This window comes from Streptomyces sp. NPDC029296 (assembly GCF_055569255.1).
On sequence record NZ_JBVHXT010000009.1, the window covers coordinates 68,894 to 93,835 of the forward strand.

The 24,942-nt window shown below is 74.7% G+C and carries 23 protein-coding genes and 2 pseudogenes; 11 read left to right on the forward strand and 14 right to left on the reverse strand.

All coding sequences use genetic code 11. The features are described 5' to 3' along the window. Positions 1 to 9: 9 nt before the first annotated feature. A complete protein-coding gene (gene pdxR, locus ACZ4W9_RS10155) occupies positions 10 to 1,449 on the forward strand; it encodes a MocR-like pyridoxine biosynthesis transcription factor PdxR (protein WP_467934529.1) in 1,440 nt (479 codons plus the stop codon). Positions 1,450 to 1,632: 183 nt separating this feature from the next. Here the strand turns inward: pdxR and ACZ4W9_RS10160 are convergent, their stop codons facing one another. Further along, entirely contained in the window at positions 1,633 to 1,887 is a 255-nt protein-coding gene (locus tag ACZ4W9_RS10160; protein ID WP_467934531.1) for a DUF397 domain-containing protein, read from the reverse strand. Beyond that, complete coding sequence (locus ACZ4W9_RS10165) at positions 1,888 to 2,748, reverse strand: helix-turn-helix domain-containing protein (protein ID WP_467934532.1); 861 nt, start codon at positions 2,746 to 2,748, stop codon at positions 1,888 to 1,890. Between the two features lie 188 nt (positions 2,749 to 2,936). Between ACZ4W9_RS10165 and ACZ4W9_RS10170 the strand changes: the two genes are divergently transcribed. Both ACZ4W9_RS10170 and ACZ4W9_RS10175 read left to right on the forward strand, forming a co-directional pair. Then, entirely contained in the window at positions 2,937 to 3,728 is a 792-nt protein-coding gene (locus tag ACZ4W9_RS10170; RefSeq protein ID WP_467934533.1) for an ATP-binding protein, read from the forward strand. Continuing rightward, a complete protein-coding gene (locus ACZ4W9_RS10175; RefSeq protein WP_467934535.1) occupies positions 3,725 to 4,192 on the forward strand; it encodes a hypothetical protein in 468 nt (155 codons plus the stop codon). The genes ACZ4W9_RS10170 and ACZ4W9_RS10175 overlap by 4 nt, the downstream gene beginning before the upstream one ends. Before the next feature lie 15 nt (positions 4,193 to 4,207). On the opposite strand, the gene ACZ4W9_RS10180 is transcribed toward ACZ4W9_RS10175, so the two are convergent. From ACZ4W9_RS10180 to ACZ4W9_RS10195, 4 genes are all read right to left on the reverse strand, one after another. Further along, positions 4,208 to 4,384, reverse strand: a complete 177-nt coding sequence (locus ACZ4W9_RS10180) for a hypothetical protein (RefSeq protein WP_467934536.1) — start codon at positions 4,382 to 4,384, stop codon at positions 4,208 to 4,210. Between the two features lie 180 nt (positions 4,385 to 4,564). Next, entirely contained in the window at positions 4,565 to 5,209 is a 645-nt protein-coding gene (locus ACZ4W9_RS10185) for a DUF899 domain-containing protein (RefSeq protein ID WP_467934537.1), read from the reverse strand. Positions 5,210 to 5,343: 134 nt separating this feature from the next. Further along, the gene (locus tag ACZ4W9_RS10190) at positions 5,344 to 6,714 is read right to left on the reverse strand and encodes an amidohydrolase (protein ID WP_467934539.1); all 1,371 of its coding nucleotides are present in this window, start codon (positions 6,712 to 6,714) and stop codon (positions 5,344 to 5,346) included. Positions 6,715 to 6,808: 94 nt separating this feature from the next. Then, positions 6,809 to 8,836: an FUSC family protein gene (locus ACZ4W9_RS10195; protein ID WP_467934540.1), complete on the reverse strand. Its 2,028-nt coding sequence runs from the start codon at positions 8,834 to 8,836 to the stop codon at positions 6,809 to 6,811. Between the two features lie 259 nt (positions 8,837 to 9,095). Here ACZ4W9_RS10195 and ACZ4W9_RS10200 point away from each other — a divergent pair. Together ACZ4W9_RS10200 and ACZ4W9_RS10205 are read left to right on the forward strand one after the other, a co-directional pair. Beyond that, a pseudogene (locus ACZ4W9_RS10200) lies at positions 9,096 to 9,494 on the forward strand (RidA family protein); the annotation flags it as partial. After that, positions 9,483 to 9,950 (forward strand): GNAT family N-acetyltransferase, encoded by a 468-nt coding sequence (locus ACZ4W9_RS10205; protein ID WP_467934696.1) that lies wholly within the window; start codon positions 9,483 to 9,485, stop codon positions 9,948 to 9,950. The pseudogene ACZ4W9_RS10200 and the gene ACZ4W9_RS10205, both read left to right, overlap by 12 nt. A gap of 55 nt (positions 9,951 to 10,005) precedes the next feature. Here ACZ4W9_RS10205 and ACZ4W9_RS10210 read toward each other — a convergent pair whose 3' ends face one another. Next, positions 10,006 to 10,701, reverse strand: coding sequence for a uracil-DNA glycosylase (locus ACZ4W9_RS10210; protein ID WP_467934541.1), 696 nt, complete (start codon positions 10,699 to 10,701; stop codon positions 10,006 to 10,008). Positions 10,702 to 10,816: 115 nt separating this feature from the next. On the opposite strand from ACZ4W9_RS10210, the gene ACZ4W9_RS10215 reads away from it, so the two are divergent. Beyond that, complete coding sequence (locus tag ACZ4W9_RS10215) at positions 10,817 to 11,518, forward strand: RNA-binding S4 domain-containing protein (protein WP_467934543.1); 702 nt, start codon at positions 10,817 to 10,819, stop codon at positions 11,516 to 11,518. Between the two features lie 106 nt (positions 11,519 to 11,624). Here the strand turns inward: ACZ4W9_RS10215 and ACZ4W9_RS10220 are convergent, their stop codons facing one another. Further along, positions 11,625 to 12,083 (reverse strand): DoxX family protein, encoded by a 459-nt coding sequence (locus tag ACZ4W9_RS10220; protein WP_467934544.1) that lies wholly within the window; start codon positions 12,081 to 12,083, stop codon positions 11,625 to 11,627. 103 nt (positions 12,084 to 12,186) lie between these two features. After that, positions 12,187 to 12,867: a class I SAM-dependent methyltransferase gene (locus ACZ4W9_RS10225; RefSeq protein ID WP_467934545.1), complete on the reverse strand. Its 681-nt coding sequence runs from the start codon at positions 12,865 to 12,867 to the stop codon at positions 12,187 to 12,189. Between the two features lie 236 nt (positions 12,868 to 13,103). Here ACZ4W9_RS10225 and ACZ4W9_RS10230 point away from each other — a divergent pair, with 236 nt between their 5' ends. Then, positions 13,104 to 13,400: a DUF6343 family protein gene (locus tag ACZ4W9_RS10230; RefSeq protein ID WP_467934546.1), complete on the forward strand. Its 297-nt coding sequence runs from the start codon at positions 13,104 to 13,106 to the stop codon at positions 13,398 to 13,400. Positions 13,401 to 13,476: 76 nt separating this feature from the next. Here the strand turns inward: ACZ4W9_RS10230 and ACZ4W9_RS10235 are convergent, their stop codons facing one another. From ACZ4W9_RS10235 to ACZ4W9_RS10245, 3 genes are all read right to left on the reverse strand, one after another. After that, positions 13,477 to 13,857 carry a tetratricopeptide repeat protein gene (locus ACZ4W9_RS10235; RefSeq protein WP_467934547.1) on the reverse strand — a complete coding sequence of 127 codons (381 nt, stop codon included), beginning with the start codon at positions 13,855 to 13,857 and terminating at the stop codon, positions 13,477 to 13,479. 49 nt (positions 13,858 to 13,906) lie between these two features. After that, positions 13,907 to 14,524, reverse strand: coding sequence for a dephospho-CoA kinase (gene coaE, locus ACZ4W9_RS10240; protein WP_467934549.1), 618 nt, complete (start codon positions 14,522 to 14,524; stop codon positions 13,907 to 13,909). 72 nt (positions 14,525 to 14,596) lie between these two features. Then, positions 14,597 to 15,535 carry a PAC2 family protein gene (locus ACZ4W9_RS10245; protein WP_467934550.1) on the reverse strand — a complete coding sequence of 313 codons (939 nt, stop codon included), beginning with the start codon at positions 15,533 to 15,535 and terminating at the stop codon, positions 14,597 to 14,599. Positions 15,536 to 15,724: 189 nt separating this feature from the next. Here ACZ4W9_RS10245 and ACZ4W9_RS10250 point away from each other — a divergent pair, with 189 nt between their 5' ends. Further along, positions 15,725 to 16,702 (forward strand): right-handed parallel beta-helix repeat-containing protein, encoded by a 978-nt coding sequence (locus ACZ4W9_RS10250; protein ID WP_467934551.1) that lies wholly within the window; start codon positions 15,725 to 15,727, stop codon positions 16,700 to 16,702. An 82-nt stretch (positions 16,703 to 16,784) separates the two neighbouring features. On the opposite strand, the gene rpsA is transcribed toward ACZ4W9_RS10250, so the two are convergent. Then, complete coding sequence (rpsA, locus tag ACZ4W9_RS10255) at positions 16,785 to 18,278, reverse strand: 30S ribosomal protein S1 (protein WP_085564219.1); 1,494 nt, start codon at positions 18,276 to 18,278, stop codon at positions 16,785 to 16,787. A 304-nt stretch (positions 18,279 to 18,582) separates the two neighbouring features. On the opposite strand from rpsA, the gene ACZ4W9_RS10260 reads away from it, so the two are divergent. Both ACZ4W9_RS10260 and hrpB read left to right on the forward strand, forming a co-directional pair. Continuing rightward, on the forward strand, positions 18,583 to 19,482 hold the full coding sequence (locus ACZ4W9_RS10260) for a class I SAM-dependent methyltransferase (RefSeq protein WP_467934553.1): 900 nt from the start codon (positions 18,583 to 18,585) through the stop codon (positions 19,480 to 19,482). Positions 19,483 to 19,616: 134 nt separating this feature from the next. Beyond that, positions 19,617 to 22,130, forward strand: coding sequence for an ATP-dependent helicase HrpB (gene hrpB / locus ACZ4W9_RS10265; protein WP_467934554.1), 2,514 nt, complete (start codon positions 19,617 to 19,619; stop codon positions 22,128 to 22,130). A 317-nt stretch (positions 22,131 to 22,447) separates the two neighbouring features. On the opposite strand, the gene ACZ4W9_RS10270 is transcribed toward hrpB, so the two are convergent. After that, the gene (locus ACZ4W9_RS10270; protein ID WP_467934556.1) at positions 22,448 to 24,280 is read right to left on the reverse strand and encodes a lytic transglycosylase domain-containing protein; all 1,833 of its coding nucleotides are present in this window, start codon (positions 24,278 to 24,280) and stop codon (positions 22,448 to 22,450) included. A gap of 320 nt (positions 24,281 to 24,600) precedes the next feature. On the opposite strand from ACZ4W9_RS10270, the pseudogene ACZ4W9_RS10275 reads away from it, so the two are divergent. Then, positions 24,601 to 24,873, forward strand: a pseudogene (locus ACZ4W9_RS10275) (DUF4184 family protein); the annotation flags it as partial. Between the last annotated feature and the right edge of the window lie 69 nt (positions 24,874 to 24,942).

Sequence of the window (24,942 nt, forward strand, 5' to 3'; positions counted from 1 at the left end):
TGCATTTCCATGACGGAATCGTGGGTCAATTCCGCGGAGCGGATCGGCGTCGACCTGCATCTGGAGCTGTCCGGGCCGGGCGGCCGGCGGGCCGCGCTGACCCGGGCGCTGCGGGATGCGGTGCGCGGCGGCCGGCTGGCCCCGGGCACCCGGCTGCCGCCGTACCGGTCGCTCGCCGCGGACCTGGGCGTGGCCCGCAACACGGTGGCCGACGCGTACGCGGAACTGGTCGCGGAGGGCTGGCTGACCGCCCGGCAGGGTTCCGGTACCCGGGTCGCCGAGCGGGCGCGAGCGCCGCGCCGGGCCGTGCGTGCGCCGGCGCCCGCGCCGTCCCGTGCGCGTGGCCCGCGGCATGATCTGCGGCAGGGCAGACCGGACGCGTCGGCCTTCCCGCGCGCGGCGTGGTCCGCCTCGTACCGCCGGGCCCTCCAGGCGGCGCCGAGCGAGGCGTTCGGGCCGGGTGATCCCGCCGGGCGCCGGGAGCTGCGGGAGGCGCTGGCGGAGTACCTGGCACGCGCGCGTGGGGTGCGGGCCGAGCCGGACCGGATCGTGATCTGCTCGGGTTTCGCGCACGCGCTGCGGCTTCTCTTCGGCCGGGAGACGCCGGGCGGATCGGCCGGGGCCGGGGTGCTGCGCGGTCCGCTGGGCGTGGAGGCGTACGGTCTGGGCTTCCACCGGGACCTGCTCGCGGCGGCCGGTGTGCGCACCGTTCCGCTGCCGCTGGACGAGCACGGGGCGCGGGTGGCGGCGCTCGGGCGGGAGCGGGCCGTGCTGCTGACGCCCGCGCACCAGTTCCCGACCGGTGGACCGCTGCGCCCGGAGCGCCGGGCGGCGGTGATCGACTGGGCCCGCGCGCGGGAAGCGGTGGTGCTGGAGGACGACTACGACGGCGAGTTCCGCTACGACCGCCGGCCCGTCGGCGCGCTCCAGGGGCTCGATCCGGAGCGGGTGATCCACATCGGGTCGGTCAGCAAGAGCCTGTCGCCGGCGCTGCGGCTGGGCTGGATGGTCCTGCCGCAGCGGTACGTGGAGCCGGTGCTGGCGGTGAAGGGCGAGCGGGAGGGGTGGGCGAGCGTGCCGGACCAGCTGGCGCTCGCGGACTTCGTGGCCGGCGGGTCGTACGACCGCCACGTGCGCCGGATGCGGCAGCGGTACCGGAGCCGGCGTGACCGGCTCGTCGCCGCGCTGGCCGAGCGGGCGCCGCACATCGAGGTGACGGGCATCGCGGCGGGGCTGCACGCGGTGCTGCGGCTGCCGCCCGGCACGGAAGGTCCGGCGGTGGAGGCCGCCGCGCGGCGCGGTGTCGCCCTCGACGGTCTCGCCGCGTTCCGGCATCCGGACAGCACGGCGGCGGCCGGTGACGGCCTGGTGGTGGGGTACGCGGCGCCGGCCGACCACGCCTATGGGGCGGCACTGGAGGCGTTGTGCGAGGTGCTTGCGCCGGGGTGAGCCCCGTACCGCGCGGGACGCGGCGCGCCGGTGCCGGTCTCGGCGCCCCCGGGGACCGCTCCGCCGATGCGGCGTTTCCGCGGGCGCCGGACGCGCGCCACGAACAAGTCGGGTCCATGACGGACACGTCGCGCCGGGGGCCCGGGGACTTCGGCGGGGCGCCGGGCCGGGCCGCCGGTGCGTTCAGGACAGCAGGAAGTCGGCCACCCCCGCCTTGGCGCCCTCTATGAACGCCGTCATCTCGTCCATGGTGTAGATCAGCGCGGGCCCGTCCGGATCGGTCGACTGGCGTACGGCGATCCGGCCGTCGGAGAGCTTCATCGCCTCCAGGCAGTTCCCGCCGTTGCCGCCGCTCCAGGGTTTGTGCCACCCCTCGCTGCCCAACTCCCGCGCGGGCATGCCGTTGTAGACGCGTCCGCGCGGCGTGATGCGGTCCATTCACAGCTCCTTGCGGAGATCCCGGAGGATCTCCTTCGTGCGTTGTGCCGTGGCGGCCTGCGCCGCCATGCGGTCCATGACCTCCAGGTGGGTCGCCACCTCGGTGCGCGCGTCCAGATAGACGGCGCCGGTCAGGTACTCGCTGTAGACCATGTCCGGCAGTTCGGACACGGCGAATCGGAACAGCACGAAGGGCCCGTACGTCCCCGGGTGCGGCCCGTTGACGAACGGGGCGACCTGGAGCGTCACATGGGCCAACTCCGTGGCCTCAAGCAACTTGTCGATCTGTGCGCGCATGACCTCGGGGCCGCCGACCGGGCGGCGCAGCGCGGTCTCGTCCATCACCGCCCAGAAGCGGGGGGCGTCGGGCCGGGCCAGCAGCTCCTGGCGCTGCATGCGCAGGGCGACATGGCGTTCGATGTCGTCCGGGCTGGTCTGGCCGATGGCGCCGGACCTCAGCACCCCGCGCGCGTAGTCCTCGGTCTGGAGCAGGCCGGGGACGAAGTGCGGCTCGTAGGAACGGATGAGGGAGGCCGCGCCCTCCAGGCTGACGTACATGGAGAACCAGCCCGGCAGGATGTCGTGGAACCGCTGCCACCAGCCGGGCCGGTTCGCCTCCTCGGCCAGCCGGACGAAGACGTCGGCCTCGTCGTCGGGGACGCCGTAGGCCTTCAGCAGCAGTTGCAGGTACGGGATTTTGAGGGCGACCTCCGCCGTCTCCATGCGGCGGACGGTGGCGGGGGCGACGTGGAGGACCCGGGCGGCCTCCTCGCGCTTCAGCCCGGCGCGTTCCCGCAGGTCCTGCAGGCGCCGGCCGAGGACCACCTGGCCCACCGTCGGCGCGGACCGCGGCTCGCTCACGCTCCCACCTCCACCGAAAGCCTCCACCGAAAGTTTCCCGACAGCCCTGCGGCGCCATTCGAAGGTGCATTCGAAGACCGGGCCCGATCTCCGACGACTTCAATTGGCGCCGCGCGAGGTGCTGTTGCGAGCAGTGTGCCACGCTCCCTGACAGAGTCCACAACACTCTGCATTTTTCAGAGTGACCCTTGCCAAGTGTCCACGCCGGGGCGATAGTGGCAGACGTGATTCCGTCCGCGCCTTTAGGAACAGACGCCGCCGCCGGCCGTGGGGCCGAGGGGGGTATCCCCGCGCGAGCCGGTTCGGGCCTGGTGGAGGGGGCATCCCTCCAGGGAGGCGCCGCCGGACGCAGGTTCCGCTTCGAGCTGGCCGCCCACCCGGCTTCCGTCGCCCGGGCGAGACGTCTGACCCGGGCCCGGCTGTCCGGCTGGTCGGCCTGCGCGGACACCTGTGACAGCGCGGCCCTGGTCATGTCCGAGCTGGTCACCAACGCCATCGTGCACACCGCGAGCAGCCGGGTCGTGTGCGAGCTGGACGACCACGACGACATGGTGCGCATAGCTGTCCGAGACGAGGGCTGTGCTCCTGGCGAGCCCCACCCGTCCCCGCAGCGTCCCGACGAGGAGCACGGGAGGGGGTTGCTTCTCGTCGACGCGCTGTGCCGGGCCTGGGGCGCCCAGGAGCACGGCCCCGGCCTGCTGGTCTGGGCCGAACTGCCCCGCACCGCCGATGCCGCCGGGGACCCGGCCGGCCCGCGTGCCGACCTGGGCTGGGGCGCCCGCCCCAAGCCGGGCCGCCCGGACGACTCCGGCGAGGACCAGCGGGCCACGGCGGACCGGGGGGCGGGGCGGCACCGCGAACCCTCGCTCCCCGAGCGGTACGACGGCACCCCCGTCCAGCCCGGGCGGCAGCACCGCGCGGCGCCGGAGCAACACCCCCGCCGCGCGCCCGAGCAGCGATGTCACGGGGAGCGGCCGTGACGGGCGCCGCCGGATCCGGCGCCGGAGGCGGCCGGGAGAAGACCCCCGGCCCGGACACCCTCGGCCTGGACACGCTCGTCCGGCTGCGACGCCGGCGGCCGGCCCCGGAGCCGGAACCGGGCCACCCGCTGTCGCTGCCGGACGGCATGACCGCGCCGCTCGGCTGTGACGCCGTGGCCGTACCCGACCATCTCGGCCCGCTCGTCGTGCCCCTGCTGCCGCGGGTGGGATGCGTGTACACCGACGGCTCCCAGTGGTGGTGGATCGTGCCGTCGGACTCCGACTACGCCCTGCCCTGGCCGTCCCCGGCCCGCTACACGACGGGCGCCCTGGTCACCGACTCCGCCCGGCTGATCCACCGCCCGGCGGGCACGGTCCCGTACACCCCGCCGATCCCGCTGTACCTGGCCCTGTGCCGGGTCACGGGCACGGCTCCGGACTGGTCGCGGGCGGTACCGGCGTAACCCGGCCCGGCCGCGTCACCCGATCGTCCCGGCGCCGCGCACGATCACCAGGAAGGTGTCCGTCGCGAGGTCCATGACGACCTCGGCGGGCAGGCCTTCCAGCCGTCGCGCGTGGGCGAACTCCTCCGCCGGCCAGGAGCCGCGCGGACCACCGGCGGGAAAGCGTTCGAGCACGGTTCGCCCGTTCACCATCTCGCACCTCCAAAAGCGTCGTACGTGTAAGGAGTGAACGCCCTGGAGAGGGAAAAGCCCCGGTCGGTGACCGTACTGAGACCTTGCCGACACCGGTTCGGCGCGGACCGTGAGGATCCGTTCACTTGGTGACACGAACCGCACGCTCCGTGCCGGCGCCGGTACGCCCGCCGGCGGTCGTCAGAAGTCGTACTCGTCGTGCAGCCGCAGCCGGTCGCTGCCCGCGGGGTCGCGGCCGAGCGCGGTGAGGTCGAGCAGGGCCGCGGTGGTGCCCAGCACGTCCAGCCCGTCGTCGTACAGCGAGTAGGTGTGGAAGACCCGGTCGTGGTCGCGCAGGAAGCAGCTGACGCCCGGGCGTTCCACCGGCTCGCCGTCCGTTTCGACGGTGGCCTGGAAGTCGCGGTTGAAGTCGCTGTGCGCCGAGGAGTACCAGGGCACCGCCCAGCCCATCCGCGCCTTGAACGGCAGGATCCGGGTGAACGGCGCCCGGGAGACGGCCGCGAAGGCGGTGTTCCGGGCGCGCAGATGGGCGAGGTGGCCGACCTGGTCCAGGAAGGCCGCGCAGCACGGGCAGCCGGTCTCCCACTCCGGCGCGAACATGAAGTGGTGGACGACGAGCTGGGCCCGGCCCTCGAAGAGGTCGAGGAGAGTGGCCTTGCCGTCGCCGCCCTCGAAGACGTACTCCGGGTCGACCTCGACCACGGGCAGCTTCCGGCGCTCGGCGCCCAGGGCCTCGCGCGCCCGCCTGACCGCGTCCTCCTTGCGCCGCAACTCCTCGCGCGCCGCGCGCCACCGCTCGCGCGAGACGATCTCCGGAAACGACATCCCAGCCCTCCTGTCCGACGGTCCGTTCGGGGTGCTGACCGTCGGCGGACACGGAACTCATCGCCGCGGAGGGGGAGTTTTTCGGCCAGTCTCGGCGGCCCCCGATGACCGCCGCGGTCCGGCGGGCGTCCGGGTCAGGTGTCGTACTCCTGGATGCGCCGTCCGTGGCCGCGCGCGGCCAGTCCGGGCAGCCGGACCGTCAACTCGCGTACGGCGTCCGCCACGTCGAGGGTGAGCAGGACGCGGTCCCGCATCAGGACGCGGCCGTCGACGATCGTCGTACGGACATCGGCCGCGCGGGCGCTGTGCACCAGGGTGGCGGCGAGGTCGTGGACCGGCTGGGTGTGCGGGCCGGTGAGATCGACGAGGACGAGATCGGCGCGCCGGCCGGGTGCGAGGGAGCCGATCCGTTCCCCGAGGCCGACCGCGCGGGCGCTCTGCGCGGTGGCGTGGTGCAGGGCCTGACGGGCGGTCAGCCAGCGCGGGTCGCCCTCGGCGGACTTCTGGACCAGGGACGTCAGCGCCATGGCCTCCCACACGTCGAGGGAGTTGTTGGAGGCGGCGCCGTCCGTGGCCAGGCCGACGGGGACCCCGGCCGCGCGCAGGGCCCGTACCGGTGTGGTGGTCGGCCAGGCGAACTTCAGGTAGCCGCGCGGCGCGGTGGCCACCGCCGTACGGCCGCCCGTGCGTTCCAGCAGCGGCAGGTCCCGCTCCAGGATGCCGGTGCCATGGGCGATGAGCAGGTCGGTGCCGAGCAGGCCGGCCCGGTCCAGGACCTCGATGGGGGTGCGGCCGTACCGGGCGAGGCTGGTGTCGGTCTGGCCGCGGTTCTCGGCGGCGTGGATGTGGACGGGCAGGCCGTGGGCGCGGGCGAGGCCGGCGGTGGCGGCGAGGTCGGCATCGGTGACGGTGTAGGGGGCGTGCGGGGCGAGAGCGGTGGTGATACGTCCGTCGGCGGCGCCGCGCCGGCGGAGCGCGAACTCCAGGGACGCCTCCCGGCCCCGGGGCCCCTGGCCGGAGAAGTACACCTGGCCGAGGTGGGCGCGCAGCCCGCACTCGGCGACGACGTCGGCGACCGTGTCCATGTGGAAGTAGTGGTCGGCGAAGCAGGTCACCCCGCCCCGGATCATCTCGGCGCAGGCGAGCCGCGCCCCCAGTTCCACGTCCCGCTCGGTGAGGTTGGTCTCGACGGGCCAGACGACGTCGTTGAACCACTCCTCCGTCGGCAGATCCTCGGCGAGCCCTCGCAGGGCCACCATCGGGGCGTGCGTGTGGCAGTTGATCAGACCGGGCAGCGCGACCTGTCCGGGCGCCTCGATCCGCGTCACGGCCGGCACGTCCCGCGCGGCGGCGGCCGTGGTGACCGCGTCGATCACCCGGCCGCGGACGACGATCGCGGCGTCCTCGCGAAATCCGATCCGTTCCGCGTCGTCGTGCACCAGGACGGCACACCCGGTGACGACGAGATCGGCGGGCGAGCCACCCGCGGTGCCCACGTCGTTCATGGGACCAACGTACGGCCCGTCGTCCGACGCCGGGAGGTCCTCCGGTACGGCTACGACGGCACGCTGCGGCTACGGCGGCGGCGGCTTGGTACGGCTACGCGGCGGCCGGCAGCGGCGGCCGTACACCCCGCCGCTCCAGCCGCTCCAGCTCCCCCAGTGCCTCGCGCAGCCGGCGGATGTGCCGGGGGGTGAGCCGGCCGGTGTCGTCGAGGTGCACGGCGCAGGCCGTGGTGGTGTCCACCAGCCGTTCCAGCGCCTCGGCGACGGCGTCCGTGCCCTCGGTGTGCCGGGCGAGGGCGGGCAGTTCGGCGCCGGCGACCGCGATGGCGGTACGAGCCTCGGCGAGGGCCCGGTAGGCCTCCCGGCGCAGCGCCCACCGCTCGGCGCGGTCCCCGGGCTCGTCGCACGGCGTGCGCCGCCGGGCCTCGGCCCCGGGCTCCCCCGGCAGCGCCCACCGCGCCTGTCCGCTCTCCCCGGGCAGCGCCCACCGCTCGGCACGTACTCCCGGCTCGGCGGCGTGCCCGTCCCCGGGGCCGCCCAGGACGTGCCGCAGGTAGGCGTGGGCCGCGCCGCCGGCCGTCGCGAGCCGGTCGCGTACGCCGCCGCCCCGCTTGCCCGGCATCGGCAGGTGCCCCACGACCAGGACGAGCGCGCAGGCCAGCAGGGTCTCGCCGAGCCGGCCGGCCGAGGCCTGTGGTTCGCCGCCGGCCATGACGAGGGCGAGGACGAGGACGGTCGCGACGGCGGTCAGCGCCGCGAAGTGCCGGGTGGCGACCGGTATGAGCGCACCGCACACCGCCACCAGCGCGATCAGCCCGGCCGGGCGGGGCAGCAGCGCGGCGAGGCCGGCGAAGACCAGCGCGCCGAACACGGTCCCGGCGGCCCGGCACAGCACCCGTGAGGCGAGCGGACCGAGGTCGGGCTTGACGAGGAAGACGGCGGTGGCGGGGAGCCAGTACCAGTGCGCGTGCTGCCCGTACCAGCGGGCGTGGTGCAGGGCCTGGGCGATGCCCACGCTGGCTCCGAAGCACAGGGCGACGCGCAGGCCGTACTCGCGCCCGCCGGCACCGAGCGCCGCCCGCAGCGCGTGCCGAGGGCCGCGGCGCCGCCCGAGCAGCCCGCGGTGGGCGCCGTCGCCCCGGTCGAAGGCTTCGGCGGCGCGCAGCAGGGCGTCGTCCAGGGCACGCAGGGCGGGGAGCACGGGGGCCTCCTCGCCGGCGCGGAGCCGGGCGCGGGTCGGGTGCGGGGCGGGCAGCGGGCCGGGGCCGCCGTCGCGGCGCACGGCCTCGGCGAGCCGCCGGGGGCCCTGCGCCGCCCGCGCCGGTACCGGCTCCCCGGCCCAGCACAGGGCGGTGGCGGCCTCGGCGAGGGGCAGCGCCGCCGCGAACCGCGCGTGCAGCCGGCGTTCGGCCGCGGAGCCCGCGTACCCGCGCAGCCGGGGTCCGGCGAGGGCGTCCTGGGCGTGGTCGAGCGCGGCGGTCAGCGCGGCCCGCCGGGCGGTGGCGTGCTCGCCGCCCGCGGCCTCGACGAGCGCGGCGATCGCGTCGTACACGCCGGCGACCGCGGCCCGCTCCCCGTCGAAGCGGAAGTCCCCGGCGAGCGAGCCGGGGGTGGGCAGGACGAGCCGCAGCACGAGCAGCCAGCCGGCCCCGGCGAGGAAGGCGAGGGCGCCCTGCCAGCCGGGGTCGGCCGCCGGCGTCCCCGCGCCGACCGCCGCGGCGACGAGCAGCTGGGTCCCGGCGGCGGAGGCCACGGGTCCGACGGCGCTGACCGCGCCGGCGGCCAGGCCCAGCGCGGTGAGCACCAGGGTCAGCGGTACGGCGGGCAGTCCGTGCCCGGCGTACGTCCCCACGAGCAGTCCGGCCGCTCCGGCCAGCGCGGGCACGCCGAGCCGGCGCACCGAGGCGCGCCGGCTGCCCGGCCGGTCGTTGATGCCGACGAGCATCGCGGCGATGGCGGCGAGCACCCCGAGGGCCGTCCGGCCGAGGAGCATCCCGGCGAGCAGCGCGGGCCCGGCGGCGAGGGCGCCCCGGCACACCGCGCTCCAGGGAACGGGTTCGCGCTGGGCGCGGAAGGCGTGGGCGAGCCAGGGGGGTACGGCGGGCACTGCGGGCCGGGACACGGGGCTCCTGTTCATACGAGGGCAGGGGTGGGCCTTCGGACGACGGTGGCCGGTGGAGGTGGTTCCAGGGTAGATCGCGTTCCCCTCGCGAACGGAACGCTCACGTTTCGCCCGTGTGAAACCTGTCTCGACGGCCGTTTTCTTTATGAACGCAACGCCCGGCGGTCTCCTCGGCGCCCGTAATTGGGGTGCGGGCGGCACCGGGCGGACCGGATCATCGGGAAGCCCGGCCGCCCACCTCCCTGTAGGAGCCGCTTCCGTGATCCGGCGTGTGACCGTCCCCGCCCTGTTCCCTCCGCCCGCCTACGCGCACGCCTCGGTCGTCGAGGCCGGGACGAAACTCGCGTTCCTCGCCGGGGCGGTGCCGCTGACCGCCGACGGGGAGCTGGTGGGCCCGGGGGATCCCGTGCGCCAGGCCGGGCAGGTGCTCGCCAATCTGCGCGAGCAGCTGCGGGCCGTCGGCAGCGATCCGGAGCATGTCGTGGCGACCGACGTGTACGTGGTCGGCGACACCGCGGCGCTGTCCGCGGTGTGGCGGGTCGTGGAGTCCTCGGGGCTGAGCGCGGGCCCGCACTCCTCCACGCTGCTCGGCGTGTCCTGCCTCGGGTACCCCGGCCAGCTCGTGGAGATCACGGCCACGGCCGTGGTGCCGGAGCCGGCGGAGGACCCGGTGGTGCTGCGCCGCGCGGTGGCGGCCGACGCCCGTGCCGTCGCCGACGTCTATCTGCGGTCCTTCCGCGCCGCGCTGCCGGACGTCGTGCGCCCGCACACCGACGACGAGGTGCGGTACTACTTCCGGGAGGTCGTGGTGCCGGCGCGGGAGACCTGGGTGGCGGAGGCGGCCGGGACCGGTGTGGTCGGCCTGATGGTGCTGGACGGGGAGACGCTGGACCAGCTGTACCTGGACCCCGCCTGGCGGGGGCGGGGCATCGGGGACCGGTTCGTCGCCCTGGCCAAGGAGCGCAGCCCGGGCGGGCTCACCCTGTGGACGTTCCAGGCGAACAGGCCGGCCCACCGCTTCTACGAACGGCACGGCTTCACGGCCGTGGACTTCACCGACGGCAGCCGCAACGAGGAGCGGGAACCGGACGTCCGTTACGACTGGCGTCCCTGAAGGGGATGACCAGCGGGGTCCGGCGTCGCGGGGTGCGCGGGGCCGGGCCGCATCCCTACGGCAGTTGGGCCGCGTCCGCCGCCGTGCGCAGGACCTCCCGCAGCATCTCGGCGGTGAGCCGCCCGGTGAAGGTGTTGCGCTGGCTGACATGGAAGCAGCCGAAGAGGTCCAGGCCGTCCAGCGCGACCCGGGTGCCGTGCGCGAAGGCCGGGCGGGGTCGCGGCACCGTCCAGCCGGCCTGTGCGAACGCGGGCAGCGCGGCCTGCCAGCCGAAGGCGCCGAGGACGACGGCGGCCTTCAGCGTCGGCCGCAGCAGCGTCAGCTCCTGGACCAGCCAGGGCCGGCAGGTGTCCCGCTCCCCGGGGGTCGGCTTGTTGGCGGGCGGGGCGCAGTGCACGGGCGCGGTGACCCGCACTCCGTACAGCTCCAGGCCGTCGTCGGCGCTGACGGAGGTGGGCTGGGAGGCGAGCCCCACGTCGTACAGGGCCTGGTAGAGCACGTCTCCGGAGCGGTCGCCGGTGAACATCCGGCCGGTGCGGTTGCCGCCGTGCGCGGCGGGGGCCAGCCCGATGATCGCCAGCCGGGCGTCGGCGGGACCGAACCCGGGCACCGGGCGCCCCCAGTACGTCCAGCCGGCGAACGCGGCCCGTTTCGTGCGGGCCACCTCCTCCCGCCACTCGACCAGCCGGGGGCAGGCCCGGCACCCGGCGACACGTGCGTCCAGCCGGGCGAGGGCACTGGTGTTGTCCATACGGTCACCGTAAGTCGGGGGCGGGGGCACGGGGTGGGCCGGGGTGCGCGGGTGCCCGGGCGGGTGCCGGGAAAACGCCTCCGGCTCCGTGCCCTCGGCGCGTTAAGGTCGGGGCATGGCTTCCGAGGATGCGGACGAGAACGTGGACCGTGGGACCGGTGAGGGGACGGGCGGGCCGGCCGTGACGGGGTCCGCCCCCGCCGGACAGCCGCTCGACCCGAAGATCGCCGCCGCGGTGGCCGCCGCCGAGGCCGCCGGGCCGGCAGGCGGCGAGACCGTCCGCATCGACAGCTGGATCTGGGCCGTCCGTCTGATCAAGACCCGCTCCCTCGGCGCCGCCGCCTGCCGGGGCGGGCATGTGCAGGTGAACGGCGAGCGGGTGAAGCCCGCGTATTCCGTGCGCGTCGGCGACGAGGTGCGGCTGCGGCACGAGGGCCGGGAACGGGTCGTGATCGTCAAGCGCCTGATCCGCAAGCGGGTCGGGGCGCCCGTGGCCGTGCAGTGTTACGTCGACAACTCCCCTCCGCCTCCGCCCCGCCAGGCCGTCGCCCCCGCCGGCCTCCGCGACCGGGGCACCGGCCGCCCCACCAAGCGCGACCGCCGCGAACTCGAACGCCTCCGCGGCCTCGCCCTCGGCAGCTCCGGCGGCTACGCCGGCCTCGCCGGCTCCGGCCCCTCCCCCGGCTTCGGCAACCCGGGCGGCTCGGGCACGGGCGGAGGCAGGGGTACCGGAGGACCGGGCGGTCGCAGGGGCAGGGGCGGATCGGGGAGCCGGGGCGCGGAACGCGGCACCGGCACCGGACCCGGCGGCGACTGAGCACCTCCAGTGACCGGCGCGCCGACGGCCGCCCACCCGTTACGGCCGGCGGGCCGACGGCCCCGGTCGCCCGGTGCGCCTAGGTGGCAGCCCGGCCACGGTCGGGTCACCGGAGGTTCAGCAGGCGCGGCAGGTCCGTCGTGTCGGAGCGGTGGGTCCAGGCGATCAGGGCGAGGGGGACGAGCAGGATCAGCGGGGTCGCCGCGTTCCGGCCGTCGAACGCGGTGAGCTGCACGATGAACGCTCCCACCATGAGCGCGCCGAGGGCGATCGCCGCCAGGGACCGCAGTGCCGGGATCAACAGCGCGACCGCCCCGGCCAGTTCGAGCGCGCCGATGGTGTACATGGCCCCGTCGCCCCAGCCGATCGTGTCGAAGGACTCGACGGCCGTCGGGTGCGCCACGAGCTTGGGCAGGGCGCTCGCGAGGCCGAAGAACAGGGCCAGCAGCACTCGCACGACCCGCAGGGCGACCAGGGCCCCGCGCGCACGGCCCGTACGGGAGCGGGCGAAGGACGCGGTGGACGTCGTGGAGCGGGAGCCGGCGGGGGCGGTGGCGCGGGACATGGAGGTCTCCTGGGGAAGCGGTTCTGATTGCTTTCACCAGGCAGACCGGCCAGGGGGCCCGAACTCATCGCTCCGCGGCACGAACGACGGGCCGGGTTGCCCGTCACCCCGCCGGCACCGCCCGCGCCCACATCCCGTCCGGTGTCAGATAGGCGTCCACCTCCAGTCCCGCCTCCGCCAGCGCCGACTCGAACCGCTCCTTCGTCAGGGGCCTGGACAGGAACGTCTGGGTCCACACGGCGTCGGGGAACACATACTCCGCGTGGACCGAGTTCACCCCGTCCCCGGCCGGCTCCACGGAGGTGATCCGGACGGTGAAGCCGCTCGGATCGACCCGCTCCCGGGGGACGTTGGTGTGGTAGTCCGCGCCCTCCCGCTGGACGAGTACGCAGCCGTCCTCCGCCACATGCCGGGCGCAGGTGCGCAGCAGGCCCCTGCGCACCTTCTCGTCCCCGGCGTGCACCAGGAACGACGCAAGCATCACCACGTCGAACCTCTCGCCCAGGTCCAGGGTTTCGATGGGACCGCATATCGTGCGGGCCCCGCGGACCCGGGCCAGCATGGCGGGGGACTCGTCCACGGCCGTGACCGTGAAGCCGCGTTCCAGCAGGGGGTGGGTGACCCGGCCGGCCCCGCTGCCCAGCTCCAGGATGTGCGCCCCGGCGGGCACCGCGGCGGCGATGACGTCCGGCTCGTCTCCCACCGGCAGCCGTGCGTACAGCTCGACCGCGCAGCCGTCCGGGGTGATCGTCCCCGGCCCCGTGCCCTCGTGACCCTCACGCATCTCGATCCTCATGCCCGGACAACGGCCCACGCCCGCACGCCCGTTCCCCTCCTCTTCGGATTCACTCGTTCGAGGCATCTTGGCCAGGACGGGAACTTTGGCGCCCGCAATGTTCCGTGCCCAGCGGCCGGGGAGGGAGCCGGCGGGCCCGCACGGGGCTCCTCGCGGGCCTGCCCGCGGAGCGTTGCCGTCCGGCGCCGGCGAAGAGTACGTTGCAGGGAGGAAGTGATGTGCCGATGCGTACGGGCAGTGAACCGGCGACCGCGCGCAGTGCCCTGCGGGCACGGTTCTGGCTGTGCGTGTGGGGACTGGGCTGGGCCGCCCTCGGCACGGCCGCCTTCGCGCTGGCCGGGCGGCCGGGCTGGGCGGCGGCGTGCGCGGCGCTGTGGCTGGTGGGCGCCGTGGACCTGGCCGTGGTCCTGCGGCACATCCGGCAGGGCCCGCACTACCAGCCGGGCCGCGACATACCGCCGTACCCGCCGCCGGAGGACGGACCGCCCTGCCCACGACCGCCCAGGCACCGCCATCCATGAGCGGGGCGCCACCGTCCCCCCGGCCGGACGCTCACCGGCACCCTCCCCGCTCGCCGGACCGCCGCGGCGCCCCCCGTCACGCGTCGAAGCGCGCCGCCTTCAGGTACTGCGGGTTGGGGTCCAGCGCTGCCGCCAGCCGGAAGTGACGCTTGGCCTGGTCGGGGCGGTTCTGGCGCTCATAGGTGCGGGCCAGGGCGAAGTGCGCGAACGCGTTGTCCGGTTCGCGTTCCAGCACGATGGTGAACTCGAGTTCGGCCGGGCGCAGTTGCGCGGCGGCGAAGAAGGCCCGCGCACGCAGCAGGCGGGCCGCGGTGTTCTCGGGGTGCGCGGCGATGACTCCGTCGAGCAGCTTCACCGCGCCCCGCGGGTCCCGCGCGTTGAGCAGCTGCTCGGCGGCGCGGAAGTCGATGACGTGCGTTTCCGGAGTACGTCCGGTGGAACCGCTGGTCTCGGGCACGGCTGAGTCCTTCCCTCGCTCCAGCGGTTCAACGCCCCGAAGCGGCCGGCTATTCCGCGCCGGCGGCCCGCCGCCGTGCCCGGCGGGCGAGGCCGTCCCACACCTCGGCGACCCGATCGCGCAGCGCGTCCAGGGGCACGTCGTTGTCGATGACGATGTCCGCGATCTCCCGGCGCTGCTCGCGTGTCGCCTGCGCGGCCATGCGCGCGCGTGCGTCCGCCTCGGTCATCCCGCGCAGCCGCACCAGCCGGTCGAGCTGGGTCCCGGGGCTCGCGTCCACGACGATCACGACGTCGTAGAGCGGTGCGAGACCGTTCTCGGTGAGCAGGGGCACGTCGTGGACCACCACGGCGTCCTCGGGCACGGCGCTCTCCAGCTGACGGGAGCGGTCGCGCACCAGAGGGTGCACGATCGAGTTGAGGACGGCGAGCTTCTCGGGGTCGGCGAAGACGAGGGAGCCGAGCCGGGGCCGGTCCAGGCTGCCGTCGGCGGCCAGGACGTCCGGGCCGAAGGCGTCGGCCACGGCGGCGAGGCCGGGGGTGCCGGGCGCCACGACCTCGCGGGCGATGCGGTCCGAGTCGATCAGGACGGCCCCGTGCTCCACGAGCAGCCGCGACACCTCGCTCTTGCCGGCGCCGATCCCGCCGGTCAGGCCCACTGTCAGCATGAGCGGAAGCCTAGACGCTCCCCCCGGGGGCCGGTACGGCAGGTGCGGGCCGGCGGCGCCCGCTCCCCCGCCTCAGGTGTCGCCCTCCCGCTCCGCCAGGAACCGCTCGAACTCCCGCCCGATCTCGTCCGCCGACGGGATGTCCACCGGCTCGGCCAGCATGTTGCCCCGGGTCTCGGCGCCCGCCGCCGCGTCGTACTGGTGCTCCAGACCTTGGACGAGCGCGGTCAGTTCCTCGTCGCCCTCCCGGATCTGCCGGTCGATCTCGGTCTGGGTGCGATGGGCGTCGGTGCGCAGCGCGTGGGCCACGCCGGGCAGGACCAGCCCGGTGGCGGCCGTGACGGCCTCCAGGACGGTCAGCGCGGCGTCCGGGTACGGGGAGCGGGCGATGTAGTGCGGGACGTGCGCGGCGACGCCCAGGACGTCGTGACCGGCCTCCATGAGGCGGTACTCGACCAGGGACTCGGCGCTGCCGGGCACCTGTGCCTCGTCGAAGGGGCTGCGGTGGCCGGGGACGAGGTCGGTGCGGTTGCCGTGCGGGGTCAGGCCCACCGGGCGGGTGTGCGGGACGCCCATGGGGATGCCGTGGAAGTTCACGGACAGGCGCACGCCGAGCCGTTCCACGATCTGCCGCACCGCCGCCGCGAACCGCTCCCACTCCACGTCCGGCTCGGGGCCGGACAGCAGCAGGAACGGGGCGCCGGTGGTGTCCTGGACGAGGTGGACCTCGATGGCCGGGGTCTCGTAGTCGGTCCAGCGGTCCCGCTTGAAGGTCAGCAGGGGCCTGCGGGCCCGGTAGTCCACGAGCCGGTCGTGGTCGAACCGGGCCACGACCTGGTGGGGCAGTGAGTCGAGCAACCGGTCGACGATCTGGTCGCCGGTCTCGCCCGCGTCGATGTATCCGTCGAAGTGGTAGAGCATGACAAGGCCGGCCGACTCCTGGGCGAGCGCCATGTCCACCACGGCGAGGCCCTTCGGCTCCCATGCGTACAAACCCTGCGGATCAAGCACTGTGACCGCTCCTCCTCGTGTTCCTCGTGGACAACGCGCTCCGGAACAGCGGAATTCCCGCCACGCGCCGCTCGCCGGCGATCCCTTGCGGGGTGTCTTGACGACCCGTCACCTGGTCCGTACCTTCTCGGACGTCGAGTTCACAGTGACGATCGCCGTTCATGTATGGGAAGACGGGAAGGCACGTTGATGCGCATACGCACGCCGCTCACCTCTCTGCTCGCCACCGCCCTCGCCGCCGGTCTGGCTCTGACCGCCACCGGACCGGCCTCGGCCACCGCCGCGGTCACGACCGCCGCGACCGTCGAGGTCACGACCGCCGCCCAGCTGAAGGCCGCGCTCGCCGCCGCCCGGCCTGGCGACACGATCCACCTGGCGGACGGCACGTACACCGGCAACTTCAAGGCGACCGTCCCGGCCACGGCCGCCGCCCGCGTCACCCTGACCGGCTCCCGGGACGCCGTGCTCACCACCGGCGGCGGCTACGGGCTGCACCTGGACGGCGCCTCCTACTGGACGGTCAGCGGCCTGACCGTGACCGGCGGCCAGAAGGGCATCATGATCGACGCGGCCCGGGACGTCGTCGTGGACGGCGTCACGGTGCACGGAGTGGACATGGAGGGCGTGCACTTCCGCGACTCCAGCACGGACGGCGTGATCGAGAACTCGAGGATCTACGACACCGGGAACGACGGCCGGGGCATGGGCGAGGGCGTGTACGTGGGCACCGCGAACACGCTGTCCGACCGGAGCGACCGCGTGCGGATCCTGAACAACACGATCGGCCCGGACGTGGGCGGTGAGAACGTCGACATCAAGGAGGGCACGACCGGTGCGCGGATCATCGGCAACACCTTCGACGGCAGCGGTCTGACCGGCGCCAACTACGACGACTCGTGGGTCGACGTGAAGGGCAACGACGTGCTCGTCCAGGACAACACCGGCACCGCCACCACCAATGACGGCTACCAGACCCACACCCAGCAGCCCGGCTGGGGCTGCGGCACGGTCTTCAAAGGAAACAAGTCGACACTTACGGGCGCGACCGGTGCGACCCGCCTGGCGATCGACGTCACCAACTACGGCGCCGCCTGCGTGACCACGGTCTCCAGCACCAACACGGTCACGGGCGGCAAGGGCCTGACCAACGTCCCGGTGACGCCCTGAGGGGCGGAAAACCCTGAGGGACCGCACCTCGAAAGGTACGGCCCCTCAGTGGCGACTATCGGCTAAGCCTCAGCGGCAGCGATCAGCTCTGGCCGCCGGCCAGCTTCTCGCGCAGCGCGGCCAGCGCCTCGTCCGAGGCCAGCGCACCGGAGGTGTCGGCGCCCTCGGAGGAGTACGAGCCACCGCCGGTCGCGGCCGGAGCCGCAGCCTCGCCGCCCTCGGCCGCGGCAGCGGCGTCGGCCTCGCGGGACTTGATGACCTGCTGCTGGTGCTGCTCGAAGCGGGACTGCGCCTCGGCGTACTGGCGCTCCCACTCCTCGCGCTGCTTCTCGTAGCCCTCGAGCCAGTCGTTGGTCTCGGGGTCGAAGCCCTCGGGGTAGATGTAGTTGCCCTGGTCGTCGTAGGACGCGGCCATGCCGTACAGGGTCGGGTCGAACTCGACCGCCGACGGGTCGGCACCGAAGGACTCGTTGGCCTGCTTCAGCGAGAGGCTGATGCGGCGACGCTCGAGGTCGATGTCGATGACCTTGACGAAGATCTCGTCGTTGACCTGGACGACCTGCTCCGGGATCTCCACGTGGCGCTCGGCCAGCTCGGAGATGTGGACCAGACCCTCGATGCCCTCGTCCACGCGGACGAACGCACCGAACGGCACCAGCTTCGTGACCTTGCCGGGCACGACCTGGCCGATCTGGTGGGTGCGGGCGAACTGCTGCCACGGGTCTTCCTGGGTCGCCTTCAGCGACAGGGAGACGCGCTCGCGGTCCATGTCGACGTCGAGGACCTCGACGGTGACCTCCTGGCCGACCTCGACGACCTCGGAGGGGTGGTCGATGTGCTTCCAGGACAGCTCGGAGACGTGGACCAGACCGTCGACGCCACCCAGGTCCACGAAGGCACCGAAGTTGACGATCGAGGAGACCACACCGGAGCGGACCTGACCCTTCTGGAGGGTCGTGAGGAACGTCTGGCGGACCTCGGACTGGGTCTGCTCCAGCCAGGCACGGCGGGACAGGACCACGTTGTTGCGGTTCTTGTCCAGCTCGATGATCTTGGCCTCGAGCTCCTTGCCGACGTACGGCTGGAGGTCGCGGACACGGCGCATCTCGACCAGGGAGGCCGGCAGGAAGCCACGGAGGCCGATGTCGAGGATGAGACCACCCTTGACGACCTCGATGACGGTACCGGTGACGATGCCGTCCTCTTCCTTGATCTTCTCGATGGTGCCCCAGGCACGCTCGTACTGGGCGCGCTTCTTCGAGAGGATCAGGCGGCCTTCCTTGTCCTCCTTCTGGAGGACCAGGGCCTCGATCTCGTCGCCGACGGCCACGACCTCGTTCGGGTCGACGTCGTGCTTGATCGAGAGCTCGCGGCTCGGGATGACACCTTCGGTCTTGTAACCGATGTCGAGCAGGACCTCGTCCCGGTCGACCTTCACGATGACGCCGTCGACGATGTCGCCGTCGTTGAAGTACTTGATCGTCTCGTCGATCGCTGCGAGGAATGCTTCCTCGTTACCGATGTCGTTGACCGCTACCTGCGGGGTGGTGGCGGTGGTCTCGGTGCTGCTCGTCATGTGGGAAAGGGCTCCGGTACGGACATTGAAGTCGTAGGTACTGCTTACGCCGGGAGCCCGTTTCGCTCTGCAGAAGCCGGACAGCCAAGGAAGCGCCCCACCATTACTGGTGATGGCGCCTCGACAACCGAGGGGACATACAACAGATGCGAGCGCAGCCTGCTACGTCTGAGGTGCGCAGGCCCGCAGCGCAACTTGTAGCATACGGGGGCAGCCGGACAGGGTCAATGCGCGACGGCGGACACCCCGGGCGGATCGCCGCAAACCCGGCAGAAGAAATACCTCCACAGCCCGCACGGACCCCGTGGGACCCCTCCCACGCGGACCCCTCCGGCGGGTTGGACGGAAGAGTACGACGAGGGAGCCGATCATCCAAGAGCCGGAAGCGTACGACCCCGAGCGGTCCGAAGGGTTCGAGCCGGAAGCCACCCGGCGTGACACGAGCGCCACGGAGAGCAGCCGGGCGAACCGGGGCTGGTGGGACCGGAACGCGGACGAGTACCAGAGCGAGCACGGCACGTTCCTCGGCGACGACCGCTTCGTGTGGGGCCCGGAGGGGCTGGACGAGGCGGAGGCCGGACTGCTGGGCCCGCCGGCGGACCTGAAGGGCAAGGAGATCCTGGAGATCGGCGCGGGCGCGGCCCAGTGCGCGCGCTGGCTGGCCGCCCAGGGCGCGCGGCCGGTGGCCCTGGACCTCTCGCACCGCCAGCTCCAGCACGCGCTGCGGATCGGCGGGGCCTTCCCGCTGGTCTGCGCCGACGCCGGCGCGCTGCCCTTCGCGGACGGCTCCTTCGACCTGGCGTGCTCCGCGTACGGGGCGCTGCCGTTCGTGGCCGACCCGCGGCTGGTGCTGCGCGAGGTGCGCCGGGTGCTGCGGCCGGGCGGGCGGTTCGTGTTCTCGGTGACGCATCCGGTCCGCTGGGCGTTCCCGGACGAGCCGGGCCCGGAGGGCCTGTCGGTGGCGGCGTCCTACTTCGACCGCACGCCCTACGTGGAGCAGGACGAGCGGGGTCACGCGGTGTACGTGGAGCACCACAGGACGCTCGGCGACCGGGTGCGGGACATCACGGCGTCCGGCTTCCGGCTGGTGGACCTGGTGGAGCCGGAGTGGCCGGCCTGGAACACCGCGGAGTGGGGCGGCTGGTCGCCGCTGCGCGGGAACCTGATCCCGGGTACGGCGATCTTCGTGTGCGATCGGGACTGAAACCGTCCGAAAACCGTCCGCGGTCCGGCCGGGGCCGGAGCGGACGCTCGCGCGCACGAGGGCCCGTTTTCCCGTCGTACGGCCCCCTCTCCCCGTCGTACGGCCTTGGTCTCCGGTCGTACGACACTGGGGGCGTGATCCGTTACGACGCTCTGGACGCGCTGCCCGTGCGCTCCGCCCTGCCCGCCCTGACCGACGCCCTGGAGGGCGCGGGGACCGCCGTCCTCGTGGCGCCGCCCGGCGCCGGCAAGACGACGCTGGTGCCGCTCGTGCTCGCGGGGCTGGTCGGGGACGGTCCGGCGCGGCGGGTCGTGGTGGCCGAGCCGCGGCGGATCGCGGCGCGGGCGGCGGCCCGCCGGATGGCGTGGCTGCTGGGCGAGCGGCCCGGCGAGAGCGTCGGCTTCACGGTGCGCGGCGAGCGGGCCGTGGGGCGGCACACGCGCGTGGAGGTCGTGACGACCGGTGTCCTGCTCCAGCGGCTCCAGCGGGACCAGGAGCTGGCCGGGGTGGACGTCGTCGTGCTGGACGAGTGTCATGAGCGGCATCTGGACGCGGACACGGTGGCCGCGTTCCTGTGGGACGTGCGGCAGGCGCTGCGGCCGGAGCTGCGGCTGGTGGCCGCGTCCGCGACCACGGACGCCGAGGGGTGGGCGCGGCTGCTCGGCGGGGCGCCGGTGGTCGAGGCGGCGGGTGTGGCGCATCCGGTGGAGGTGGTGTGGGCCCCGCCGGCGCGTCCGGTGCGGCCGCCGCACGGGATGCGGGTGGATCCGGCGCAGCTGGCGCACGTGGCGTCGGTGGTGCGGCGGGCGCTGTCGGAGCGGGACGGGGACGTGCTGTGCTTCCTGCCCGGCGTGGGCGAGATCGCGCGGGTGGCGGGGCTGCTGGGGGACCTGGGCGGGGTCGAGGTGCTCCAGGTGCACGGGCGGGCGCCGGCCGCGGTGCAGGACGCGGTGCTGTCGGCCGGGGAGCGGCGCCGGGTGGTGCTGGCCACGTCCGTGGCCGAGTCGTCGCTGACCGTGCCCGGGGTGCGGGTGGTGGTCGACTCGGGGCTGGCCCGGGAGCCGCGGGTGGATCACGCGCGCGGGCTGAGCGGGCTGACCACCGTGCGGGCGTCGCGGGCGGCCGGGCGGCAGCGGGCGGGGCGGGCCGGGCGCGAGGCGCCGGGAGCGGTGTACCGGTGCTGGGCGGAGGCCGAGGACGGCCGGCTGCCGGCTTTTCCGGCGCCCGAGATCAAGGTGGCCGATCTGACCTCGTTCGCCCTCCAGGCGGCCTGCTGGGGCGATCCGGACGCCTCCGGGCTGGCGTTGCTGGATCCGCCGCCGGGCGGGGCGATGGCGGCGGCGCGCTCCGCGCTGGCGGCGGTGGGGGCGGTGGAACCGGCCGGGCGGGCCACGGAGACCGGCGTACGGCTGGCCCGGCTGGGCGTGCACCCGCGGCTGGGGCGGGCGCTGCTGGACACGGGCGGGGACGGTGCCCCGGTCGTCGCGCTGCTGTCCGAGGAGGTGCCGCGGGAGTACGGCGACGACCTGGCGGGGGCGCTGCGGCGGGCCCGGGCCGGCGGTGACGCGTACGGCGCGCGGTGGGCCGCGGAGGTACGGCGGCTGCGCGCGGTCTCGGCCGGCTCCGCCCGCCCGCCCGCGCGCGACGGGGCCGTCCGGGTCGGGCCGGACACCCGCGACGACCGGCTCGCCGGGATCGTCGCCGCGCTGGCGTTTCCCGAACGGGTCGCCAGGCTCGACGGCGGGTCGTACCTGACGGTGTCCGGGACGCGGGCGGAGCCGGCCGAGGGGTCGGCGCTGCGCGGTGCGCCGTGGATCGTCGTGGCCGTCGCCGACCGGCCGACCGGGACGGGGCACGCGCGCGTGCGGCTCGGAGCGGCCGTGGACGAGGACGTGGCGCGGGCCGCCGCCGGGGCGCTGCTCGGCGAGCGGGACGAGGTGTGCTGGGCCGGCGGGGACGTCGTGGCCCGGCACGTCGAACGGCTGGGGGCGGTCGAGCTGGCCGTACGCCCCCTGAGGGACGCCGGCCCGGCCCTCGTGCGCGCCGCCCTGCTCGACGGGCTCCGGGAGGACGGGTTCGGGCTGCTGCGCTGGTCGCCGGAGGCGCGGGGGCTGCGGCAGCGGCTGGCGTTCCTGCGGGCGCGCCTCGGGGAGCCCTGGCCGGACGTGTCGGACGACGCGCTGCACGCGCGCGTGGACGAGTGGCTGGAGCCGGAGCTGGGCCGGGCCCGGCGGCGGGCCGACCTCGCCCGGATCGACGCCGGCCGGGCGCTCGCGCGGCTGCTGCCCTGGGCGAGCGGGGAGGCGGCCCGGCTGGAGGAGCTGGCGCCCGAGCGGATCGCGGTGCCGAGCGGGTCCAGGATCCGGATCGACTACCGGGATCCGGAGCGGCCCGTGCTCGCCGTGAAGCTCCAGGAGATGTTCGGGCTGCGGGAGACGCCGTCCGTGGCGGGCGTGCCGCTGCTGGTGCACCTGCTCTCCCCCGCCGGACGGCCCGCCGCCGTCACGGCCGACCTCGCCTCCTTCTGGCGGGACGGCTACCGGGCCGTACGGGCGGAGCTGCGCGGCCGCTACCCCAAGCACCCGTGGCCCGAGGACCCGGCGGCCGCCGCGCCCACCCGGCACACCAACGCCCGGCTCGGGCGCTGACCGGCGCGGGCTCCCCGGGCCGGGCGGGTGCCGGGCGGCGGGGCTGCCGGGCGCCCTCCTCCGGCCGGAGGGGGGCGGGGAACAGCGGGGCGAGGCCGAGGGTGCCCTGCGGGGTGTACGAGGTGAGCGCCGGCACGAGGGTGCGGGCGGGACCGGGCGCGGCGACCGGGGCGCGCATGCGGGACCTCCCGGCGGACGGCCGGTGTCCCGGCCGGGCGCCCGGCTGTTGACGGCTCGTCAGGTCCGGCACCCGGCAACGCGCGCACGGACGAGGGCGCCCTCCCCGGTGGGCGGGGAGGGTGCCGTGCCGCCGCGTCTCAGGAGGAGGCGGTCGGGTCCGGGGCGGGGCTGTGCGAGGTGGCGGCCGGGTCCGGGGCGGGGCTGTGCGAGGTGGCGGCCGGGTCCGGCGTGGGAATGCCCGGGATGCCGGCGGCGGCCTCGACCTTCAACTCCACGGTGAGCGTGGCGCCGCCCGTGGTGGTGATGCGGAGCAGGAAGGTGCCGGTGGTGCCGTCGGCGTACAGCTTGGGCAGCGTGAGCAGGCCCTTGGCGTCCGTCTGGAGGCCGGCGAGGGTGCGCACGGGCTTGCCCGCGGCGTCCTTGAAGTAGGGGCCCTTGTCGTTCGCCGTGGCGTCGGTGGCCGACCCGACCAGGGTGGCGGTGGCCGCGACCTTGTCCGCGACGGCGCCGTGATACGTCGCCTTCACCTGGACCTGCTGGGCGAACTCACCGCCCGCGGTGCAGGTCAGCGGGGTGTCACTGGTGCGGGCCAGGGTGTCGGCGGCGCGCGCGGTGACGGTCGCCGTGTAGTCGACGCCCTTGACCTGACGGCCCACGACGGCCGCGGTGACCTTGAAGTCGCCGGTCTTCTCGCCGGCCTGGAGCGGCGGGGCGATCGCGACGCCCTTGGCGTCGGTGGCGACCGTCGCGACGGTCTCGCCGCCGGCGAAGGTGGCGTCGGTCTCACCGGTGAGGGTGAACCTGACCCTGACCTTGGCGACGGACTTGCCGACCTTGGTCTCGGCGCGCACGCCGATCCGCTCGGCGAAGGTGTCGCCGGCCATCGCGGTGAGCTTCCCCGTGCCCGTGCCCGTCAGGTGGTCCACGAGGTCGGTGGGCGTCCCCGGGGACGTCGGCGGGACGGGCGGCTTCGGCGCGGGCTCGGTGGGCTTGGGGCCGGGCGTCTCCTTGCCGCCGTCGCCGTTCCCGCCCTTGTGCCCGTGGCCGCCGCCGGGCCCGTGGGGCTTCGGGGCGGGCTTGGTGGTCGGTGGGTCCGTCGGCCGCGGGGACGCCGTGTCCGGGGAGCCGCCGTCGCTGCGGTTGTCCGGTACGCCGCCGGTGCCGTCGGGGACGGAGTGCGTGCCCTCGCGGTAGTACTCCATCCAGTTCAGGACCAGGTTCAGGTAGTCCTGGGAGTTGTTGTAGCTGAGGACCGCGCTGTGCAGGTCCGCCTCGCGGGACAGGTCCCAGTCGTTGCGGCACAGGTAGTGGCCCGCGGCGAGCGCGGCGTCGTAGACGTTGTTCGGGTCCTTCTCGCCGTCGCCGTTGCCGTCGCGGCCGGCCCAGGCCCAGGTGGACGGGATGAACTGCATCGGCCCGACGGCGTGGTCGTAGGCGCTGTTGCCGTCGTACGCGCCGCCGTCGGTGTCCGGGATGTTCGCGAAGCCCCTGCCGTCGAGCTGCGGGCCCAGGATGCGCTGGAGCGTGGTCCCGTCGGCGTCGACCCGCCCGCCGCGGGCATGCCCGGACTCGACGTTGCCGATGGCGGCCAGCAGTTGCCAGGGCATGTTGCAGCCGGGCTTGGAGGTGCGCAGTTCGGCCGCGGCCTTCTTGTAGGCGTCCAGGACCGTCGCCGGGATGCCCGCCTCCCCGTCGCCCCGGGCGACCGGCGTGCCGACCGGCGCCGAGGGACTGGGCGCGGGGCTCTTCAGCGGCGGGAGGTCCGTGTAGTACGGCGAGTTGCCGGTGGCGTTGGCGCCGCCGTCGGCGCCGCCGTCCGGTACGGAGGCCGTGGCGCCGGCCGTCGTGGGTCTGTTGTCCTCGCCGGCCACTCCCGGAGCCTGGGACGCGGAGAGAGCCGCGACCGCCGCCGCGGCCACGGCGGTGCTCGCCGCCCCCTTGCGCAGCCGCCTGCCGAAATGCGCCGCCATAGAGTGAACCCCTCCCGTGGACGCCCGCGCGTCCGTCTCCGTCGCTGTCCGCCTCGCTCTGGTGTGACGATCGACCCGGTGCTCTGGTTGCCCCTGTTCCCCGAATAGGTCCGAGCGCCGCGTGTGTCACCGTGCGCCCGGCAAGGGGACCCAGGTGACCCTACGGCAACTTGCTGTGAGCGGGCACCCGTTGACGCCCGGAATTCACCGGTCGGCCATCTGTCGCCGCCCCGCGTGACCTCGGACGGCGTCCCGCATACTGGCCGGATCCGCACCCCGGCGTCCGAAGCGGGTGCCGTCGTACGCCCCGGAGGCTTCTGGTGCCGTTCACGCTCAGCCATGCGGCGGCCGTGCTGCCCGCGGTCCGCCGGGACGGGAGCGGCCGGGGCCGGCTGGTGCCCGTGGTGCTCGTCGCGGGCTCCTGCGCGCCGGACATGCCCTACTACGCGGCCGATGTCCTGCCGGGCGGGATGGAGACCGGCGCGGTCACGCACGCGTTCTCCGGGGTCGTCACGGTCGATGTGCCGCTCGCCTGGGCGCTCGCGGGCCTGTGGCTGCTGGTCCGGGAGCCGTTGCTCGCGCTGCTGCCGCGGGGGGGGGGGGGGGGGGGGGGGGGGGGGGGGGGGGGTGGGTGGGGGGGGGGGGGGGGGGGAGGGGGGAGA